General features: G+C 49.9%; 20 protein-coding genes, 1 riboswitch and 1 other annotated feature. Of the genes, 5 read left to right on the plus strand and 15 right to left on the minus strand.

Annotation, left to right across the window (positions count from 1 at the left end):
• Positions 1–38 precede the first annotated feature (38 nt).
• Positions 39–434: an H-NS family histone-like protein gene (locus tag L4D79_RS19345; protein WP_428653344.1), complete on the minus strand. Its 396-nt coding sequence runs from the start codon at positions 432–434 to the stop codon at positions 39–41.
• A 370-nt stretch (positions 435–804) separates the two neighbouring features.
• A riboswitch (Lysine riboswitch) is annotated at positions 805–988 on the plus strand.
• A 99-nt stretch (positions 989–1087) separates the two neighbouring features.
• Here L4D79_RS19345 and L4D79_RS19350 point away from each other — a divergent pair.
• Both L4D79_RS19350 and L4D79_RS19355 read left to right on the plus strand, forming a co-directional pair.
• Positions 1088–2683: a Na+/H+ antiporter NhaC family protein gene (locus L4D79_RS19350; RefSeq protein ID WP_428653346.1), complete on the plus strand. Its 1596-nt coding sequence runs from the start codon at positions 1088–1090 to the stop codon at positions 2681–2683.
• Between the two features lie 185 nt (positions 2684–2868).
• On the plus strand, positions 2869–3447 hold the full coding sequence (locus L4D79_RS19355; protein WP_428653348.1) for a thymidine kinase: 579 nt from the start codon (positions 2869–2871) through the stop codon (positions 3445–3447).
• Positions 3448–3512: 65 nt separating this feature from the next.
• Here L4D79_RS19355 and hisIE read toward each other — a convergent pair whose 3' ends face one another.
• The 10 genes from hisIE to L4D79_RS19405 all read right to left on the minus strand — a co-directional run bounded on the left by hisIE (position 3513) and on the right by L4D79_RS19405 (position 12989).
• A complete protein-coding gene (hisIE, locus tag L4D79_RS19360; RefSeq protein WP_428653350.1) occupies positions 3513–4139 on the minus strand; it encodes a bifunctional phosphoribosyl-AMP cyclohydrolase/phosphoribosyl-ATP diphosphatase HisIE in 627 nt (208 codons plus the stop codon).
• Positions 4136–4909 (minus strand): imidazole glycerol phosphate synthase subunit HisF, encoded by a 774-nt coding sequence (hisF, locus tag L4D79_RS19365; protein WP_428653352.1) that lies wholly within the window; start codon positions 4907–4909, stop codon positions 4136–4138. Before hisF ends, hisIE begins: the two co-directional genes overlap by 4 nt.
• A 17-nt stretch (positions 4910–4926) precedes the next feature.
• Positions 4927–5661 carry a 1-(5-phosphoribosyl)-5-[(5-phosphoribosylamino)methylideneamino]imidazole-4-carboxamide isomerase gene (gene hisA / locus L4D79_RS19370; RefSeq protein ID WP_428653354.1) on the minus strand — a complete coding sequence of 245 codons (735 nt, stop codon included), beginning with the start codon at positions 5659–5661 and terminating at the stop codon, positions 4927–4929.
• 15 nt (positions 5662–5676) lie between these two features.
• The gene (gene hisH, locus L4D79_RS19375; RefSeq protein ID WP_428653356.1) at positions 5677–6336 is read right to left on the minus strand and encodes an imidazole glycerol phosphate synthase subunit HisH; all 660 of its coding nucleotides are present in this window, start codon (positions 6334–6336) and stop codon (positions 5677–5679) included.
• A 2-nt stretch (positions 6337–6338) separates the two neighbouring features.
• The gene (hisB, locus tag L4D79_RS19380; RefSeq protein ID WP_428653358.1) at positions 6339–7409 is read right to left on the minus strand and encodes a bifunctional histidinol-phosphatase/imidazoleglycerol-phosphate dehydratase HisB; all 1071 of its coding nucleotides are present in this window, start codon (positions 7407–7409) and stop codon (positions 6339–6341) included.
• A gap of 16 nt (positions 7410–7425) precedes the next feature.
• A complete protein-coding gene (hisC, locus tag L4D79_RS19385; protein WP_428653611.1) occupies positions 7426–8472 on the minus strand; it encodes a histidinol-phosphate transaminase in 1047 nt (348 codons plus the stop codon).
• 7 nt (positions 8473–8479) lie between these two features.
• A complete protein-coding gene (hisD, locus tag L4D79_RS19390; protein WP_428653360.1) occupies positions 8480–9793 on the minus strand; it encodes a histidinol dehydrogenase in 1314 nt (437 codons plus the stop codon).
• A 3-nt stretch (positions 9794–9796) separates the two neighbouring features.
• Entirely contained in the window at positions 9797–10693 is an 897-nt protein-coding gene (gene hisG / locus L4D79_RS19395; protein WP_428653362.1) for an ATP phosphoribosyltransferase, read from the minus strand.
• A gap of 35 nt (positions 10694–10728) precedes the next feature.
• Positions 10729–10864: a sequence feature (His leader region), on the minus strand.
• 377 nt (positions 10865–11241) lie between these two features.
• A complete protein-coding gene (locus L4D79_RS19400; RefSeq protein WP_428653364.1) occupies positions 11242–11760 on the minus strand; it encodes a YchJ family metal-binding protein in 519 nt (172 codons plus the stop codon).
• Positions 11757–12989 (minus strand): EAL and HDOD domain-containing protein, encoded by a 1233-nt coding sequence (locus L4D79_RS19405; protein ID WP_428653367.1) that lies wholly within the window; start codon positions 12987–12989, stop codon positions 11757–11759. The genes L4D79_RS19400 and L4D79_RS19405 overlap by 4 nt, the downstream gene beginning before the upstream one ends.
• A gap of 208 nt (positions 12990–13197) precedes the next feature.
• On the opposite strand from L4D79_RS19405, the gene L4D79_RS19410 reads away from it, so the two are divergent.
• On the plus strand, positions 13198–14100 hold the full coding sequence (locus L4D79_RS19410; protein WP_428653369.1) for a sulfite exporter TauE/SafE family protein: 903 nt from the start codon (positions 13198–13200) through the stop codon (positions 14098–14100).
• A 90-nt stretch (positions 14101–14190) separates the two neighbouring features.
• Here L4D79_RS19410 and lpxH read toward each other — a convergent pair whose 3' ends face one another.
• A complete protein-coding gene (lpxH, locus tag L4D79_RS19415) occupies positions 14191–14922 on the minus strand; it encodes a UDP-2,3-diacylglucosamine diphosphatase (protein WP_428653613.1) in 732 nt (243 codons plus the stop codon).
• A gap of 40 nt (positions 14923–14962) precedes the next feature.
• Positions 14963–15460 (minus strand): peptidylprolyl isomerase, encoded by a 498-nt coding sequence (locus tag L4D79_RS19420; protein ID WP_428653372.1) that lies wholly within the window; start codon positions 15458–15460, stop codon positions 14963–14965.
• Between the two features lie 318 nt (positions 15461–15778).
• On the opposite strand from L4D79_RS19420, the gene cysS reads away from it, so the two are divergent.
• Both cysS and glpQ read left to right on the plus strand, forming a co-directional pair.
• Positions 15779–17155: a cysteine--tRNA ligase gene (gene cysS / locus L4D79_RS19425; protein WP_428653374.1), complete on the plus strand. Its 1377-nt coding sequence runs from the start codon at positions 15779–15781 to the stop codon at positions 17153–17155.
• A gap of 260 nt (positions 17156–17415) precedes the next feature.
• A complete protein-coding gene (gene glpQ, locus L4D79_RS19430) occupies positions 17416–18501 on the plus strand; it encodes a glycerophosphodiester phosphodiesterase (protein ID WP_428653376.1) in 1086 nt (361 codons plus the stop codon).
• Between the two features lie 91 nt (positions 18502–18592).
• On the opposite strand, the gene L4D79_RS19435 is transcribed toward glpQ, so the two are convergent.
• Both L4D79_RS19435 and L4D79_RS19440 read right to left on the minus strand, forming a co-directional pair.
• The gene (locus L4D79_RS19435) at positions 18593–19411 is read right to left on the minus strand and encodes an ion transporter (protein ID WP_428653379.1); all 819 of its coding nucleotides are present in this window, start codon (positions 19409–19411) and stop codon (positions 18593–18595) included.
• A gap of 172 nt (positions 19412–19583) precedes the next feature.
• Positions 19584–20222 carry a YchE family NAAT transporter gene (locus L4D79_RS19440; protein WP_428653381.1) on the minus strand — a complete coding sequence of 213 codons (639 nt, stop codon included), beginning with the start codon at positions 20220–20222 and terminating at the stop codon, positions 19584–19586.
• Between the last annotated feature and the right edge of the window lie 124 nt (positions 20223–20346).

Genomic DNA, 20346 nt, shown 5'->3' on the forward strand with positions numbered 1-20346 from the left:
AGCCGGGTTTTTAGATATTCGCAAGATAATTTGAATGATTAGATTTCAAATTCTTCTAGAGACTTGCCGTCATCAAGTGCTTTTTTAAGAGCGCTTGGTGTACGACCTTGGCCAGTCCAAGTTTTCTCATCACCATTTTCATCTAGGAAACGGTATTTAGCTGGACGCTGTGCACGTTTCGCTTTAGGTGCTTTATTTAGAGTCGCTAGAAGCTCTTCTGGGTCAATACCGTCAGCAAGAAGCATTTCACGGTATTGAGCTAGCTTCTCGGTACGTTCTTTTTCTTTAGCGACTTCTTCAGCTTCAGACTCTTCACGCTCAGTAACAACAGTTTGAAGTTTTTCTAGCGCTTCCTGTAGTTGCTCAAGAGAATATTCACGAGAAAGAGCGCGTAGGCTGCGAAGGTTAAGTAGCGCTTTCATTGCATCAGACATTTTTTATTTCCTGTAGGCCTAAAACTATAAATTAATAATAGCAGTGACAATTCAATAATTGCAATAATAATACTTTTAATACGGCGATGCCAATTAAAAAATGAAGGGTTCATTTATTTTTTCGCAAATTATCGGGTTCATTTCTCATTTGTAATAGAATGTAATGCTCAAGATGAGTAAATATTCTTATCTACAATCAACAGAAGCTGTTAAATAATTGCCATCAATTTCATATGTAATGAGTATGAAAATTTGCTTTCAACTGCCTGATTCTTGTTACTCATCGCAAGACTATTCACTATTTGTGTCATTTTTTTCACATTAACTGGTTGCATTTGGATGTCTATTCCGTAGAATTGACCAGACCTAGACTAAGGGTAGAGGCGCATCGTCTATTAGTAGTAAATCGGAGGGTGATTCCGGTGAGGATTTACGAAAGGAGCCGTTGCCGAAGTAAGCTCGGACTATCAAACCAGCTTGCTGGGGTTGTCACCAAATAGGGACAACACTGCCATAGTATATAATTACATTAACTATGGAGCGCTACTGTGGAGTCGGAAAAGGGGTACCTCCCTTCCTTTTACTCTTCTATACACGACAAGATGTGGTGTAAAACAGTAGATCTCCAACCAGGATCGGTTGTAGTCGAGATCATGAATATTGTAGATTTTTCCCATTCCGCCATGTCACTGTTGCCACCTTTGGTTGCATTGGGCTTGGCAATCCTTACACGACGCGTTTTAGTTTCTTTGGGTGTAGGTGTCCTTCTGGGCGCATTCCTGCTGACTGATTTTTCGGTTGGTGGCACCGCAAGCTATATTGGTACCACGGTTAAAGGGCTGTTTATTGATGACGGCGCCATTAACAGCTGGAACATGAGTATCGTCGCCTTCCTTATTTTGCTGGGTATGACCACAGCATTGCTGACACTTTCTGGCGGTACCCGTGCATTTGCCGAGTGGGCACAAACCAAAATCAAGAGCAAGCGTGGTGCTAAATTGCTGGCTGCTTTCTTGGGTGTGTTTATTTTTGTTGATGATTACTTCAATAGCTTGGCGGTCGGTTCGATCTCACGCCCAGTGACAGATCGTTTTTATGTATCCCGAGCCAAACTGGCGTATATCCTTGATTCAACAGCAGCACCAATGTGTGTGCTAATGCCTGCTTCAAGCTGGGGTGCCTACATTATCACCTTGATTGGCGGTATTTTGGCAACACATGGCGTCACAGAGTACACCCCGCTGGGTGCATTCGTACAGCTGGCTCCAATGAATTTCTATGCAGTTTTTGCCCTGCTGATGGTATTCGTGGTGGCGTGGTTCCAAATTGATGTTGGCCCGATGAAAAAGCATGAGCTAGAAGCAAGCCATTGCCGCGGCTTCGATGAAGGCGATGACGACAGCCGTGCCAAGGATCTGAACGACGAGCTAGAAATTGAAGAAAGCAAAAATGGCCGTGTTGCTGACCTTATCATGCCAATTGTGACCCTGATTGTAGCCACTTTCTTCTTTATGATCTTTACGGGCTACCAAGCACTGGCTGCTGATGGCCTTGCATTTAGCGTTCTGGGTGCCTTTGAGAACACCGATGTGGGTATGTCTCTGGTATACGGTGGCCTGGTTGGTTTTGCGGCCGCGCTAATCCCGGTATTCCGCCAGCGTATCCCGATGGCTGATGTCACGTCTACGCTGTGGATCGGGGCGAAGTCGATGTTCGGTGCGATTTTAATCCTGCTGTTTGCATGGAGCATCGGTTCGGTGATCAGCGATATGGCAACGGGCAAATACCTGTCGACGATGGTGGAAGGTAATATTAGCCCTATGTTGTTGCCGGCTATCCTATTCTTGCTTGCTGGATTGATGGCATTCTCTACCGGTACCTCATGGGGTACGTTCGGTATCATGCTACCAATCGCCGGTGATCTGGCTGCTGCAACGGATATCATGCTAATGCTACCTATGCTCGGTGCCGTATTGGCGGGCTCTGTATTCGGTGACCATTGTTCTCCTATTTCGGATACCACAATTCTGTCGTCAACCGGTGCACGCTGTCACCACATTGATCACGTATCAACGCAGTTACCGTACGCGTTGTCGATGGCGGTGGTATCAACCATTGGTTTCTTGGTACTTGGTTTCACGAGCTCTCTGGCTGTGTCGTTCCTAGCGGCAACCGTAGCCTTTATCGTGGCTTGTGCTGGACTGTCGTGGCTATCTCGCCGCCCTCAGGAAGCAACAGCAAACGCTTAAAACTGACGGTTTGAATATGAAAAGAGCCTGTATTTGATACAGGCTTTTTTTATTTCAGCGAGATGTGAGGTTTGACCGATATCCAGTTACAAAGAAGTTGAGCTTGCTCCTTTCAATCTGAAGGGCTTTTCTGTAGCATCTCGGCTGATTTTTTCACGCACCAATCGTATTACTAGGGAAGCTTAATGGCCCAGATGTATTTCTATTACTCGGCAATGAATGCGGGTAAGTCGACAACATTATTACAGTCATCATTTAATTACCGCGAGCGAGGCATGACGCCGGTGATTTTTACTGCGGCAATTGATGACCGTTATGGCAAAGGCATGGTCAGCTCTCGAATTGGTTTGCAAGAAGAAGCTGAGCTCTTTAATGTCAGCGATGATCTTTATGCCCGCCTACAAGATATGAATACAACGCACAAAGTTGACTGCGTATTGATTGATGAATGCCAGTTCTTAACCAAAGAGCAGGTTTACCAATTGACGGAAGTCGTCGACAAGCTAAATATTCCGGTGCTTTGTTATGGTTTACGCAGTGATTTCCGCGGTGAGTTATTCGCAGGAAGCCGTTATTTGCTTGCGTGGGCAGATAAATTGGTTGAATTGAAAACCATCTGCCACTGTGGCCGTAAAGCCAATATGGTGATCCGCCAAGATGCCAGCGGTAAAGCGATTGCTGACGGTGATCAGGTTGAGATCGGCGGCAACGACCGGTATGTATCGGTTTGCCGCAAGCACTACAAAGAAGCCCTTGAGCGCTAAAGTTTGCATTCAATAAAAACCCGGCCAATTGGCCGGGTTTTTTATGCTTACCGTGTTAATTGATGCTATTTGTGGCGCTCTTGCAACTTGGCCGTGACATCCGACAGCGACATCCCCTGATCCTGTAGCAGCACCAGCAGGTGGTAGATCAAATCGGCAGACTCACAGACTAACTCCGCCTTGTCACCCGACGTAGCCGCAAGCGCGACTTCAACGCCTTCTTCCCCCACCTTTTGCGAAATCCGCTTGGTGCCACGGGCATACAAACTGGCGGTATAGGACGATTCAGGATCGGCACCTTTACGAGAAGCCAAAACCTGTTCAAGTTGATGAAGGAACACCAGAGCGGGCTGCTCAATTTGGCCTTCTTCAGCAGTATTGCTGTCAAAGCAGGTGGTGGTGCCCAAGTGGCAGGTTGGGCCGATAGGGGCAACTTGCACCAGCAAGGTATCCTGATCGCAATCGAGTTTGATACTTTTTAGCTGAAGCACATTGCCCGAGGTTTCCCCTTTGGTCCATAAACGCGCTTTGGTGCGGGACCAGAAAGTGACTTGCTTCGTTTCAAGGGTTTTATTCAGCGCTTCATCATTCATGTAGCCAAGCATCAGTACTTGGCCGCTGGTGTTGTCTTGTACGATAGCCGGAACCAATCCGTCTACTTTGTCCCAATTGATGCTGTTTGCTAGGCTCATAGTCGGATCTCCACATCTTGTTGTTTCAGGTATTGCTTAAGCTCACCAATGTTGATGATTTGTTTGTGAAATACCGATGCAGCAAGGGCACCATCGACATTCGCTTTATTGAAGGCATCGGCAAAGTGCACCATCTCACCGGCACCACCAGAGGCGATCAACGGTACATGGCAGACGTCGCGTACCATATCGAGCTGGGTAAGATCGTAGCCGTTGCGCACACCGTCCTCGTTCATCATGTTCAGGACAATTTCACCGGCACCGCGGCGCTGAACTTCTTGTACCCAGTCTCGGGTCTCCCAGCGGGTCGCCTTGGTACGGCTCTCGTCACCGGTGAACTGGTAGACTTGGTACTTTCCGGTATCGGCATCAAAGTAGGAGTCGATACCCACCACGATACATTGCACACCAAATTTATCAGCAAGCTTGGTGATCAAGTCTGGATCGGCCAAGGCCGGCGAATTGATCGATACCTTGTCAGCCCCAAACTGCAGGATACGACTGGCATCCTCGGCAGACTTGATGCCGCCGGCGACACAGAAAGGGATGTCGATCACTTCTGCCACGCGGGCAACCCAGCTCTTATCGACCACGCGACCATCACTGGACGCGGTGATATCATAGAACACCAGCTCGTCGGCACCTTCTTCGGCATAGCGCTTGGCGAGCGGGACGATGTCACCGATGATTTCGTGGTTGCGGAACTGCACGCCTTTGACCACCTGACCATCTCTGACATCAAGGCAGGGAATAATTCGTCTAGCTAACATCTGGTAATCTCCTTGCCTTATTCTGCCCAGCAAGCAAAGGCTTGCTCAGCGGTAAACTTGCCATCGAGCAGGGCACGGCCGACAATCACACCGGCGACACCTGAGCCTTTGAGCGCTGCGATGTCATCGAGTGAACCAATACCACCCGATGACTGGAATTGTACTTGCGGGTACTGGGCACACAGGTCTTGGTACAGTTCGACGTTTGAGCCCTCCAATGTGCCGTCACGGGAAATGTCGGTGCACAGTACATGCTGCAAGCCTACAGTCAGGAAGTCATCAAGCAGGGCTTCGATCGTCACACCTGAATCCTCCTGCCAGCCAGAGACGGCGACATTACGTTTGCCGTCGGCATCAATATTGATATCCAGTGCCAGCACAATACGCTCTGGACCGTATTTTTCCATCCAGCCTTTAACGAGCTCAGGTTGCTTAACAGCGGTCGAGCCAATGACGACACGTTGGGCGCCCGCATTGAGCAGATCGGCAACGTCTTGCTCGGTGCGAACCCCACCGCCAATTTGGATATTGGCTGGTGTGCTAGCCAGCAGTTTGCTGATCAAATCCAACTGGCGCGCAGCGGTATCTTTCGCACCGGTAAGGTCAACCAAGTGCAGCCACCCGGCACCGGCTTGGTGATAGAGGTTGAACTGCTCGGCGGGGTCAACTTTGTATTCGGTGACCTTGCCATAGTCTCCCTGAAATAAGCGGACAACCTGACCGTCAATTAAATCGAGTGCGGGGATAATCATAATTCGTCCTTGTCCTTACATTTCCAGAAAGTTTTTGATCAGTTGCGAGCCGGCTTTGCTTGAGCGCTCGGGGTGGAACTGGACGCCGTAGTAATTGCCGCTTTGCACCGCTGCGGTGAATGGCTGTCCGTATTCGCAACGGGCAATGGTACGGCCTGTTTGTGACCCATCAGTTCGCTCAGCGTCTGGTTGACCGAACACCGGCATCGCATAGCTGTGAACAAAGTAGAAATAGCTCTCTGCGGGGATATCTTTAAACAGCGGGTGCTGAGCCTCTGCGGCGACGGTGTTCCAGCCCATATGGGGCAGGGGAAGGTCGCCAGTTTGCATCTTTTTCACCGGCGCGCCACACAGGCCAAGGCAATTGACCTGCTCCGTACCGCTTTGGCCTTGCTCTTCCGACAGCTCACCGAGAAGCTGCATCCCCAAGCAAATACCCAGCAGCGGTTTATCAACCTGCTTTACGAGGTTGATAAGATCACGCTCTTCGAGGTTTTTCATCGCCTCGCTGGCCGTACCGACACCCGGTAAGAAGAGTTTGTCTGCCGCCAAGACGACATCGGGCTCTTTACTCACCGTCACCGGGTAGCCGAGTCGCTCAATGGCAAAACGCACTGATGACACATTGGCACAACCGGTATCGATAATGACGACTTGTTGGTTAGGCGCTGACATTACTACAGTACTCCCTTGCTGCTTGGCAGCTCGTTACCTTCCACCCGAATCGCTTGGCGCAAGGTACGGCCAAAGGCCTTGAACAGGCTTTCGACAATGTGGTGGTCATTGTTACCGGTCGATGATAGGTGCAGCGTACAGGCTAGGGTATCAGTGAGTGAGCGGAAAAAGTGCGAGACCATTTCCGTCGACAAATCGCCTACCTGCTCGCGGCTGAATGTTGCGTCGAACTTCAAGTATGGGCGGCCGGATAGATCCAGCGCACATTGGGCCAGGCATTCGTCCATCGGCAGGCTGAAACCAAACCGGCCGATCCCGCGCTTGTCGCCAAGGGCTTTCTTCAAGGCTTCACCCAGCGCCAGTGCGGCATCTTCAACACTGTGGTGATCATCAATGTGCAAATCGCCATCAACGGTGAGTTCCATGCGGAAACCGCCGTGGGTCGCGATTTGATCTAACATGTGGTCGAAAAAGCCCAGGCCGGTAGCGATGTGGTTACCGCCCGTTTCGTCAAGGTTGACCTTAACACGGATGTCGGTTTCCTTGGTGGTGCGAACCACTTCGGCGATCCGTGGGCGGGTGGTTAGATCTTTAACGATCTGTTGCCAGCCCATATTCTCTGGGTGGTACTGGATCCCGCGGATAGCCATGTTATCAGCGAGCTGAAGATCGGTTTGGCGATCGCCGATCACTGCAGAGGTTTCGAAATCCACCTTGCCTTGCTGAAGGTAGCCTTTGACCAGTCCAAGCTTAGGCTTGCGGCAGCTGCAGTTGTCTTCATCGAAGTGCGGGCAGATCAGTACATCGTCAAATTTCACTCCTTGTGATTCGAAGATCTCCATCATCATGTTATGCGGCGCATCGAACTCTTCCTGTGGGTAGCTGCTGGTGCCAAGGCCATCTTGGTTGGTCACCATCACCAGCTTGTATCCCGCATCCTGAAGCTTCAACAATGCAGGGATCACAAAGGGCTCCAGCTTGAGCTTGTCGAGGCGGTCGACCTGAAAATCAATGGGTGGTTCAACAATCAGGGTGCCGTCACGGTCGATAAATAAGATTTTTTCCTTGCTCACAGTGTTGTCCTTTCTCTTAGTTTTGTCCTAGCTGCTCACGGATGAAGGCCAGTGTTTTTTCACATTCGTCACGGTTACCAATGCTGATCCGAATACAGTTCTCTATTGGCGAACGGCGTAGGATAATGCCGTGATCCCACAGGGCGTTAAACAGGGCATCTGCATCAGGGAATTCCACCAGTAGGTAGTTGCCGTAACCTTCAAAAACGGTCACATTTTCCAGCATACCAAGCCCTGCCTGAAGGTAGGCGCGGTTAGCACTGATATCCAGCACCTGAAACTTGGTTTTGGCGCGCCCTGCAGCAGAAAGCGCCTGCACCGCGATATCGGTCACCGGTACAGGGACTGGGTAGGGGGCAATGACTTTGAGTAGCAGTTCAATGATCTCGGGGCTGGCCAGGGTAAATCCGCAGCGCAGGCCGGCAAGGGCAAAGGCTTTTGACAGGGTACGCAGTACAACCAGATTCGGGTATTGGTCCAGCATATTGGCCGTTGTCGCTTCCGGGCAGAAATCAATGTACGCCTCGTCGACCACGACCAGTGCCTTGCCTTGAGTCATATCCAGCAAGGTTTCGATGTCTTGGCGCTTGATCAGGTTGCCGGTCGGGTTGTTTGGACTGCATACAAAGACCAGTTTTACCCCTTCCAAGTTGTCGCGGATACCCTCAAGATCAAGTTGCCACTCTTCGGTCAATGGCACGGTCTTAGTGCCGACATCGAAGGTTTGCGCGCTGATGGTATACATGCCGTATGTTGGCGGGCAGTACAGGATGCTGTCTTGGTTGGGCTCGCAAAATGCGCGGATCAGCAGCTCAATACCTTCATCGGCACCCCGTGAGGTCAGGGTCTGTTCAGGGCGAACACCGGCGTAATCAGCATAGGCTTCAATCAGCTCGGTAGGCTGGCAGCTGCTGTAGCGGTTGAGGCGATCGCACCGGATGTTGTATTCATTGGCAAAAGGCGACTCGTTGGCATTGAGCCAGATATCACCGCTGCCACCAAGGCGACGTGCTGACTGGTAAGGTGTCAGTTCGCGGACAGTTTTTCGTGCCAGTTGATCAATTTTCATATCATGCCTCATTGGTTATATCTTTTGTGCCAGCCAGTTTTTCAACTCGGATTGTAACGGCACGCTTATGGGCATCGAGACCTTCGGCTTCGGCGATAGCAATCACGGTCGGTGCTAGCTCTCTCAGGCCATCGGCACTGAGCTCCTGCACGGTCATGCGCTTGCTGAAGTCGGCTAAACCCAGGCTTGAATACGTACGGGTATAGCCGTACGTTGGCAATACGTGATTGGTACCGGATGCGTAATCGCCCACCGATTCCGGCGACCAGTTACCGAGGAATATTGACCCCGCATTGTCCAGCAGCGAGACCAGATCACGCGGGTTGCGGGTTTGAACAATCAGGTGCTCTGGGCCGTAGTGGTTGGAAATCGACACACATTGAGTCAGGCTCTCTGCCACAATCAAAATACTCGAGCCAAGCGCCTGGCGAGCAATGTTTGCTCGGGGCAGGGCTTTGAGCTGTTGCTGGATAGCATCGGCGGTGCGATCGGCAATGCTTGGGTCAGGTGTCACCAGGACAACCTGTGAGTCAGGGCCGTGCTCGGCTTGGCTTAGCAGATCCGCGGCAATGAAATCAGGATCGGCACTGCTGTCGGCAATGACCAGTACTTCGGATGGGCCGGCCGGCATATCAATGGCCGCGCCGCGGAAGTCATTGCTGACTTGGCGTTTTGCTTCGGTGACGAACGCATTACCCGGGCCGAAAATCTTATCGACCTTGGTAACGGTCTCGGTACCGTAGGCCATGGCGGCAACAGCCTGCGAGCCGCCGGCGTTATAGATTTCGGTAATACCACACAGCTTGGCGACATAGAGGATTTCATCGGCGATCGGTGGTGGTGAACACAGTACCACTTCTCGGCAGCCCGCGATTTGGGCCGGAACGCCCAGCATGAGAACCGTTGATGGCAATGGGGCGCTGCCGCCCGGAATGTACAAGCCTACAGAGTTGATTGGGCGAGTCACTTGTTCACATACCACACCCGGCTGGGTCTCGACCCGTAAGGTTGGCTGTTTCTGCGCTTTGTGGAAGGTGGCGATATTTTGGTAGGCCTGCTGCAGCGCCTGTTTCATATCCTCACTCAGCCTAGCGCAGGCGGCAGTCACTTGTTCTTCGTCCACCTTGATGCTATCAGGCTTAATTCCATCAAATTTTTCAGTCAGCTCGAGCAGGGCCTGATCGCCGCGGTTGCGGACATCCGCAATTACACCGGCAACAATCGCGGTGATGTTGGCACCCTCGGTGATTGCCGGGCGCTCAAGCAGGCTTTCTTGTTGGTTTTCGCTCAGGGATTGCCACACAACGGTTTTCATTGTTTACTCCATCATTTTTTCAATTGGTAGAACCAAGATTGAGCTCGCGCCCAGCTCTTTGAGTTGTTCCATGGTCTCCCAGAACAGGTTTTCGGAGCTTACCAGATGTACCGCAACGCGGCTTTTATCTTGTGACAGAGGTAGCACGGTTGGATCTTCAGCACCCGGTAACAGTGCCTTGATTTGGTCAAGGCGCTCTGCCGGAGCGTGCAGCATAATATATTTGGACTCTTTGGCTTGGATAACACCCTGCATGCGGGTTAGTAGACGTTCAATAAGGGCTTGCTTGTCGGCTGATAGGTCGCCGGTTTGTTGGATAAGCACCGCTTTAGAGCGCAGGATCACTTCTGCTTCTTTAAGGCCATTGGCCTCAAGCGTTGCCCCCGTTGAGACTAAATCACAGATAGCATCAGCAAGACCGGCACGCGGTGCAACTTCGACTGAGCCGTTAAGCATACAGGTACTGAACGTCACACCTTGTTCGTCCATGTAGCGTTTGACCAGCTGCGGATAGGTGGTCGCGATACGCTTGCCCTGCAGATCTTGCGGGCCGTTGTACTGGGCATCTTTATCGATAGCAATCGACAGGCGGCAGCCGCCGAAGTCCAAGCGGCGTAGTTTGATGTAATTTGCCGGTTCACCACGGGCTTCACGTTCAAGGCCAACTTCTTCCAGTTCGTTTTCACCAATGACGCCAAGGTCAACCACGCCATCCATGATCAGGCCTGGAATATCATCATCACGTACCAGCAGTAGGTCAATCGGCATGTTTTCAGAGTGCACCACCAAGCGCTCGCCCAGCATGTTGAACTTCACGCCACAGCGCTTGAGCAGCTCTTGGCACTCTTTGCTCAGGCGTCCTTTCTTTTGAATTGCAATTCGTAGTCGTTGTGTCTGCATTGTTTTAATCCCTGTACTCGATGTTGAGCCTGAAAACGAAAAAACCCTCGGAAGATATCTCTTCCGAGGGTCTTGAATCTGTACTTTGACGACCGCTGGAAGAATGTTTTTGCGTCTTCCAGAGCGAGGCGTATCCTCCCGAAAGACTAATCAGGATGATGATGGTGGTGTAGGTTTACCATTGGGATACGCATAGTTATGTACTCTGTATAAATCATTATTAACGCTTGCTTGTGATTCACACTAACGAAGCTGGATTTATTTTGCAATAGCAATTTTACGGAAATATTAAAAATTTATCAGGCGCTAAATAACAGGTGAACAAAATGCCACCACCTGAAGGAAGAGTGCGACGATTTTAAACGGTTTTATGTTGTTAACTTGGTAATGAGCTGGCGCTGTCGCAACAAGATGTTATACGAACTGTTAACGATTGTCTGAGGGGGATAACGTCAAGAACGAGGCTAATTATTCGAATTGATGAATAATATTTCGGCAAGAACGCCCCCTGCGTACGCAGGGGAGCTAAATGGTGCTGTCGGCTGGTATCAACCGCAGCACTTTTTGAATTTTTTGCCACTGCCGCATGGGCAAGGGTCATTGCGGCCGATTTTTTCACGGCCAATCGGTACTGGCTTGCTTTCTTCCTCAACGGAGGGGTCTGGGTATTCACCGTCGATGTAGAACCACTGCTGTTGGCCATTGACTGTTTCTTTGAGGAAGCGCGAGCGTTCTTGTAGGCAGTATTGCTCGTCGCCATCTTGATAAAACGCCTTGAACTCGACAAAACCCTCGGTTTCTGTCGCAATCTCGCTGTTGATCACCTCTAGTCCCAGCCATTGACTATTGACCGACTCGGCAATCGCTTCACGGTGTTGTTCTGCTTCGCAGCTAGGGTGATAGGTTGCCACGACATAATCGACCAACCCCAGTACGTGGGCACTGTAACGGGAGCGCATCAGTTGTTCTGGGTGGCTAGCCAAGCTTGGGTTTTGGTGGATTGGCTGGCAGCACTCAGCCAGCGGGCGTTGGCTGCCGCATGGACATGACAGGGTGTGTTGGGTCATGGTTTACTCGGTAATGTTTGTTCAAAGACAGTGGCCCATTTTAAAGATTCAAGATAGGTCTCTGCAACGGTTGATTGCTTAATAGTTAGTGCTTTGCATAGCCGTTCAATGCTCTTCCAGTCTGCTTGATCGTAGGCAATGGCCAAGCGCAATAATCCCCCTAGGTGGCCTTTGCGGCTGATGAGGGCGTGCTGGACGGGTTTATCCAGAGGTAATTGGTCAATCAGCGCGCCAATAGGTTGCTCGAGGATAGAATCGAGCAGGGAAAACAAACCGGTCAAGAAGGCTTGGTTACTGTCTATTCGTGACGGAAAGTGCTGGCTTAACTGCTCGCAGAAACGGGCACGCTGCAGCGACAAGAAGTAAAGCGATTCGGGTTTGTTCTCGATCGCATGGGAGGTCGCCACAAAGGTAACAAAACGTCGTAGTTTCTCTTCGCCTAAATACACCAATGCCTGTTTGAAGGAGGAGATGGGTTTGGCGCGGGTATAAGTCATGTTATTGACATGGCGCAGTAATTTATATGACAGCGTCAAGTCGGTGGCGATAATCTGCTCTACCTTGTTAAAGTCCACTGCGGAACAGCTTATCTCACGGTATAGCCTCAGGGTTGTAAGGGCTGAGGGCTTAAGCGCCTTCTTGCTAACTATTTCAGGGCGGCTGAAAAAATAGCCTTGGAATAGGTCAAAGCCAGCCTCGCTGGCAGCGATGAACTCGTCGTGGGTCTCAACTTTTTCTGCCAGAAAGGTGAGGCGACTGCCTTTTTCTTTGTGGCGGCGGATAAAAAAGCTTGCCTTGGCCAATGGCGTTTCCCGCAGATCAAATTTGATGATGTGGACATACGGGATAAAGCGGGTCCATTCAGGACTCGGGGTAAAATCATCCAAGGCTAAGGTATAGCCAGCCCGGTGAAGCTCTACCACGGCTTCCAATAGCTCATCATTAGGCTGGCAAGTTTCCAGTATTTCAATAATGAAGCTTTTTTTAGGGAATAATAGCGGTACCCGGTTGATTAGGCTGCTGTGTGGGAAATTAACAAAGGCTTTTTTCCCCGAGGTCACATCACTATTGCCAGAGCTTAAAAAGTTATCTGTCAGCAGGCGGTGTGTTGCCTGCTCGTCACCAATTTCAGGGAAGCTGTTCTTCGGGCCATCTCGGAATAACAACTCAAAACCGATGGTATCCTTTTCCCTATTTAGTACAGGCTGTCTGGCAAGATATGAATTCATGTAAACAATAGTCGTTCTTAGGCATGGTAGTCATTATTAACGCTGTTGCATTGTATGACTGATGTATGGCTTTTCGTACAAAGTATGACAAAAATACCCCGATTAAGACAGTGTTACTGTTTCTTATTATTTGTCATGATTTCAAGCATGGAATTATGCAAAAGCATAATGGATAATCCGCGCCTTTCCGAAAAAATTTGTGTAACTCATGACAGTATTCACAGTCATACAAGCGGGATTGCTTGTAGGTGGACTGATTTTCATCGCTATGTTGCTTCTTTCATGGCGAAAAAATCGAGTGCAGGAAGCACAAACAAAAATTTTACCAATTGGTCTTATTGGTGGCTTCGCCAACTTTTGTGACACCTTGGGGGTGGGTAGCTTTGCTATTAAAACAGCGGGCTATAAACAATTTAAGCTTATTGATGATCAGCTTTTACCTGGTACGTTGAATTGCCAGGCTGTATTGGCGACAGTGGTCCAATCCCTTATTTTCTTGACGGCTGTGGACGTTGACCCAACGACCCTCGTCAGCATGGTGCTGGCAGCGTGCTTGGGCGCGACGGTAGGTGCTCGCTTGGTATCAAGTTGGGATCGTCAGTTGATCCGCTTGGTCATGAGTGTTGCGCTATTGGTCGTAGCAAGCTTGATGTTGGCCGGGCAGCTCAAACTTTTCCCGCTTGGCGGGCTTGAATTGGGGCTATCAGGATGGAAACTGGCGCTTGCTATCGCGGGGAACTTCCTGTTTGGCGCGTTGATGACGGTAGGCATTGGCCTTTATGCCCCGTGCATGACCATGGTGTATTTGCTGGGTATGCATCCGTTGGCGGCTTTTCCGATCATGATGTGCTCATGTGCTTTCTTGAGCTTCTTCTCGGCGGGTGGTTTTATTCGCATGAACCGCATTAACAGCCGTGCTGCTCTGGTGGTGGCAATTACCGGCCCTATCGGTGTGGTTATTGCGGCGTATTTAGTCAAATCACTTGATTTACATTTGTTGGCTTGGTTGGTGATTGGGGTGGTGTTGTATACCTCTATTACTATGTACCGCTCTTGGGCGAAAGAGCGAACACCCGCTGGAAACGAGACACTGGCGAATTCTGCTAAATGACCCTATGAGGCAGGAAAAACGTTGATATAAAAAAGGTACGCGATGGCGTACCTTTTTTGTTTGCTGAATGACGAAATATTCGCAAGGGGGCTATTGTGGCTGAAAATCGCGCTTTTCGAGCTGGCAGCCTTGCGGGGTACAAACCAATACAGAGCCATGATCATACCAGTCGCCAAGCACGATACGGCTGGCTGTTTGCCCGTTGACGGACAGGGCATGGACATCAGGGCGATGGGTATGGCCGTGGATCATCTGCCTGACATGATGCTCTGCCATGACATGAACCACTTCACCCGGTGTGACGTCCATAATGGATTGGCTTTTGGTTTGATTGGTTTGGCTGCTGCCGCTGCGCATTTTATCACCGATACGCTGCCGATAGCTCAGTGGTAGGCGGAAGAACAACCATTGAATAAAGCGGTTATGTACCTTCTTGCGGTAGCGCTGATACCCTTCATCCAGAGTACATAAAGTATCCCCATGCAGGATCAGGGTTGGGGTACCATAGAGGTCGACGACCGTGTGCTCTGGCAGGAGCTGAACACCGGTCTCACGGCTGAAGCGCTTGCCAATGAGGAAATCCCGGTTGCCGTGGATAAAATAGCAAGGAACACCGCTGTCGGTCAGTTGATGGAAGGCCGTTTTAATTTGCTGGTGGAAAGGGGATTCGTCATCATCGCCGATCCACATTTCAAACAGATCGCCCAATACGTAGAGGGCATCGATGCCACGGGCCTCGGTGGACATAAAACGGAGAAAACAGGCGGTAATGTCTGGCCTGTCGGCACTCAAGTGCAGATCAGAAATAAAAAGTGTGGTCATAGGCGAGAAGGGTGGCATAACAGCCACCCTTTGTGAAGTCTTACTCTTCGATAGTTACGTTGTTGATAACAACTTCTTCTACCGGTACGTCCTGATGAACGTAGCCCCAGTTGCCTGTTGCAACGCCCTTGATCTTGTTTACTACGTCCATGCCTTCAACCACTTCAGCAAATACGCAGTAACCCCAGCCATCAGGCGTCTCTGATTTGAAGTCTAGGAATTTGTTGTCGTTCACGTTGATGAAGAACTGAGAGCTTGCAGAGTGCGGTTCCATCGTACGAGCCATTGCCAGCGTACCCACTTTGTTGCTCAGGCCGTTGCTTGCTTCGTTCTTGATAGGAGCACGAGACTCTTTTTCTTCCATGCCAGAAGACATGCCGCCGCCCTGGACCATGAAACCATCGATAACGCGGTGGAACAACGTACCGTTGTAGAAACCGTCACGGCAGTACTGTAGGAAGTTTGCACAGGTTTCCGGCGCTTTCTCAGTGTTTAGTTGGATTTTGATGTCACCAAAAGTAGTGTGAAGCGTTACCATGAGCTTGTCCTTTAATAGGTGTATATTGCTTTAAACATTGGATTCTATCTTAACCGACATAGGCGTCAATATTAACCGACGTTGTTCGCTTTCTCTGGCTTAAATAGGTGGAAAATTAGCCTTTTGCCTAACTATAGATGAAGGTCGTTTAGTTCGCATGGCTGGCCTTGGCAAGGTATGGTGCGCAAATTTACGGCTGGGCGATATACTTTACACGGGCATAAGCCGTCAGAACGGTATTTTTCCTTGCCTTAACTTGCCAATAAAGGTGTAATTACAGCCTTATACCGTAACCCCAATAATGAGTATCGAAGAGACATGTTGAAGATCTATAACTCACTGACAAGACAAAAAGAGGAATTTACACCCATTCAGCCAGGTAAAGTTGGCATGTATGTCTGTGGGGTTACCATCTACGATCTCTGTCACATCGGTCACGGTCGTACTTTTGTGTCATTTGATGTGGTTTCTCGCTACCTGCGTTACTCGGGTTACGATCTGACTTTTGTGCGTAACATCACCGACATCGATGACAAGATCATCAAGCGTGCAGCTGAGAATGGCGAAAGCTGTGACTCTCTGACCGAGCGCCTGATCGGCGAAATGCACGCCGACTTTGATGCGCTAGGTATGAAGCGTCCGGATATCGAGCCGCGTGCAACCGAGTTTATTGCTGAAATTATCGTGATGTGTGAGCGTCTGATCGAACGCGGTTTCGCCTATGTTGCTGACAATGGCGACGTGATGTTCGAAGTAAGCAAGTTTGACGAATACGGCAAGCTATCGAAGCAAGATCTTGATCAGCTGCAAGCCGGTGCGCGTGTTGATATCGAAACGGCTAAGCGTAGCCCACTTGATTTTGTCCTGTGGAAAATGTCCAAGCCGGGTGAGCCAACATGGGAATCGCCGTGGGGTGCAGGCCGTCCGGGTTGGCACATCGAGTGTTCTGCGATGAACTCTGCAATCTTGGGTGATCACTTCGATATCCATGGCGGTGGTTCAGATTTGCAGTTCCCGCACCACGAAAATGAAATTGCCCAGTCTTGCTGTGCAACTGGCTCTCAGTATGTAAATACTTGGATGCACAGCGGCATGGTAATGGTTGATCGCGAGAAGATGTCTAAGTCGCTGGGTAACTTCTTTACTATCCGTGATGTGCTAGGCCACTTCGATGCCGAAACCGTGCGTTACTTCCTGATGTCTGGTCACTACCGTAGCCAGCTAAACTACAGCGAAGATAACCTGAAACAGGCTCGTTCAGCACTGGAGCGCCTGTACACGTCACTTCGTGGTCTTGATAGCTCTGTTGAAGCCGCGGGTGGTGATGAGTTTGTTACACGCTTCAAGGAAGCGATGGACGATGACTTCAACACTCCAGAAGCCTACTCGGCCCTGTTTGATATGACGCGCGAAATCAACCGCCTGAAAGCCGAAGATATTGCAGCGGCATCGGCTCTAGGTGCACGCATGCGTGAACTGGCTGATGTACTGGGTCTATTGGCGCAAGATCCTGAAGCCTTCTTGCAAGGTGGTCCAGATGAAGATGTGGCTGAAATCGAAGCGTTGATCCAGCAGCGCCTGGATGCCCGTGCGGCAAAAGACTGGGCAGCGGCTGATGAAGCCCGTGACAAGCTGACTGCAATGGGTATTATCCTAGAAGACGGCCCTCAAGGTACGACTTGGCGTCGTAAATAAAGGTTAACCCCTTTCGAATGTGAAAAGCCGGAGTGAAAACTCCGGCTTTTTTTGTTTTCAGCGGCTTGTTTATTATACCGATGTCACTATTCGAAATATAAGTGGTCGATACCGAGCGTTTTCGATCACACAAATTGACCGTCATGCTGTTGAAATATTCAGGAAGCATTATGATGCCCACACCGCATGGTATGTTGCATATCTTTATGTTTCATACTGATTGTGTTGACAATGACAACTCGTTGACTAGGACAATAATAATGAAAACAGCTTGCCTTGCTGCCCTGATTGGCAGTGCCCTACTTGCTTCCCCAAGCTTCGCCCAAACCAGCACTGACCAAGCTAATAGCGATAAGGTCGTGGTTGCCCACCGCGGTGCATCAGGCTATCTGCCTGAGCATACTCTGGCAGCCAAAGCATTGGCTTATGCCATGAAACCTGACTATATCGAGCAAGATGTGGTGATGACCAAAGATGACAGGTTGGTGGTACTGCATGACCACTACCTTGACCGTGTAACCAATGTTGCCGAGGTTTTCCCTGACCGTGCCCGCGATGATGGACGCTATTATGCGATTGACTTTACTCTTGCTGAAATTAAACAGCTCAGTGTAACGGAAGGTTTTAACATCAAAGAAGGCGAGCAGGTACAGGGCTTCCCTGAGCGTTTCCCGATATGGCAGTCTGATTTCAAAGTACCGACCTTTGAAGAAGAGATCGAAATGATCCTCGGGCTGAACAAAACCCTGGGCTACGATATTGGTATCTACCCGGAAATTAAAGCGCCATGGTTCCACCGCCATGAAGGTAAAGATATCAGTGTTGCGGTGCTGAAGGTGCTCAAGCAATATGGTTACACAACAAAAGACAGCAAGGTTTTCCTGCAAACTTTCGATTTTAACGAGCTCAAACGCATTCACGATGAGTTGATGCCGGCCTTGGGTATGGACGTCAAGCTGGTTCAGTTGATGGCTTACACCGATTGGAATGAGACCATGGTGTATGGTAAAGACGGTAGTGCGACACCATACAGCTACGATTGGATGTTCCAGCCAGAAGGGATGGCTGCGGTGGCAAAATACGCTGACGGTATCGGTCCATGGAAACCGATGGTGGTGTCTGATGACTCAGAAAAAGGCAATATCAAGCTGACGGGCTTGGTCAAGGCTGCCCATGAAGTAGGGATGCAGGTTCACCCATACACCTTCCGCTCTGACGAAGGCCGTATTCCCGCTTATGCCAATGACTTCAATGATATGCTGGATATCTTCTACAAAACAGCCAATGTTGACGGTGTGTTTACCGACTTCCCGGACAAAGCGGTCGACTTTTTGAATCGCCAATAGGCATTAGCCATCAGCAAATCGTCACGATGATCAATGTAAACGGCACCCTGTAGGGTGCCGTTTTTGTTGGTCGTAACCTCTTGCCCAAAGGTTATAGGTGCTCCGGCAGTTCGGCCCCGCATTTCTTGCAGAAGTTGGCATCGCTTTCGTGGCCGCTGGTCGAACAGTTGGTACAGCGGATAAAGTGGCGTTGGGTCTGCATCTCCTGACTGAGCTCTGCGGTGATGATCCCGGTCGGTACAGCCAGAATTGAATAGCCTAATAACATGGTAACAGAGGCGATCGCTTTGCCTAAATCGGTTTGAGGTACGATATCGCCATAACCAACCGTGGTAATAGTGACTATAGCCCAGTAGATGCTGGCCGGAATGCTAGTAAAGCCGTTGTCCGGCCCTTCGATAATATAGAGCAGGGAGCCTAGCACGGTGACCAAAATGGCCACGGTACTGAAGAATACCAAGATTTTCCGCTGTGCCATCAACAGCGAACGCAACAGTATATTCGAGTCTTTCAGGAAGCGAGTCAGTTTGAGGATCCTGAAAATACGCATGACCCTGATCAGTCGGATGATGAGCAGGTAGTTCGAGCCCGGAAACAAGAAAGCAAGGTAGCTCGGCAACACGGCAATCAAATCAATGACACCATAAAAGCTGCGCGCGTAGGCCCATGGCTTGGGTGAGCAATACAGCCGTAAGAGATACTCGACGGTAAATAAGAGAGTAAAGACCCACTCAAGCACTGTCAGCGCTTCGCTGTATTTGAAATCAACGACGCGAATAGTCGAGAGGATAAGGATCAACTCTGAGCAGAGGATCGCCACGATCAGTGCAATATCAAAATTTCGGCCGGCTTTGGTTTGGGTGCCGAAGATGATTTGGTAAAGGCGCTGTTTACGGGTCAGGGTAACCACGGCGATGAAATCCAAGTTCAAAAGTTAAGTGTATAAATAATAAACCAAACTAGAAAGGTGAGTAAGCACAATTGTTCTTTTGGTTAGGAGCTGGAAAGGAGGGACTGGTAGGTTGGGTCGCTTGTGGCCGGAGGGCTATCCGGCCACGGGGGCGATTGCACGGCGTATTCTATTAGGCGAGGCCAGGGAATAGGGCGCGCAGACCATTGGCAATAAACTCAATACCCAGTGCGGCCAGAATCAATCCCATAATACGGGTGATCACATTGATACCCGTTTGGCCCAGGAAACGGACGATAATCGGTGCGGCGCGAAATAGCATCCAACAACAGGTCGCAAAGACAACGATAGTCAGTGCAATGCCGACGGTACTGGTCATCCCCGGATAGCGTGAACCGTAGACAATGGTTGAACTGATCGCACCAGGACCGGCCATTAATGGCATCGCAAGGGGCACGACACCAATCTGTTCACGACTGACAGATTCGGATTTCTCCTGTTTGTTCTGTTTATCTTCACCCAGCTTACCGCTCATCATAGAGAAGGCGATGGTCAACAGCAGCAAACCGCCTGCAACCCGGAATGAGTCGAGGGAAATACTGAACATGTCCAGCAAGAACTGACCGGCAAGCAGTGATACGGTCAGAATTACACAAACGGCAATGTTGGCCGTCAGGGCCGTTTTATTTCTTTCTTCCGGGCTCATATGGCCAGTCAGAGAGACAAAGATCGGCATGATACCGATCGGGTTGACTGCAGCTATCAGGCCGACAAAAAACTGCAGAAAAATGGCAAATTCAAGTGGTTGCATATCGAGTTTAGTATTAATTATAGGGGTTTTAAGCCCAACAGGTAATCTGAATAGCCAAAGGTCAAGAAAATTGCGCGGAGGGCAATGGTGGCTGGATAAGCAAGGCTTATTCATCCGATGATCT

It is taken from the genome of Photobacterium satsumensis, from assembly GCF_050336935.1.
Classification (GTDB): domain Bacteria; phylum Pseudomonadota; class Gammaproteobacteria; order Enterobacterales; family Vibrionaceae; genus Photobacterium; species Photobacterium satsumensis.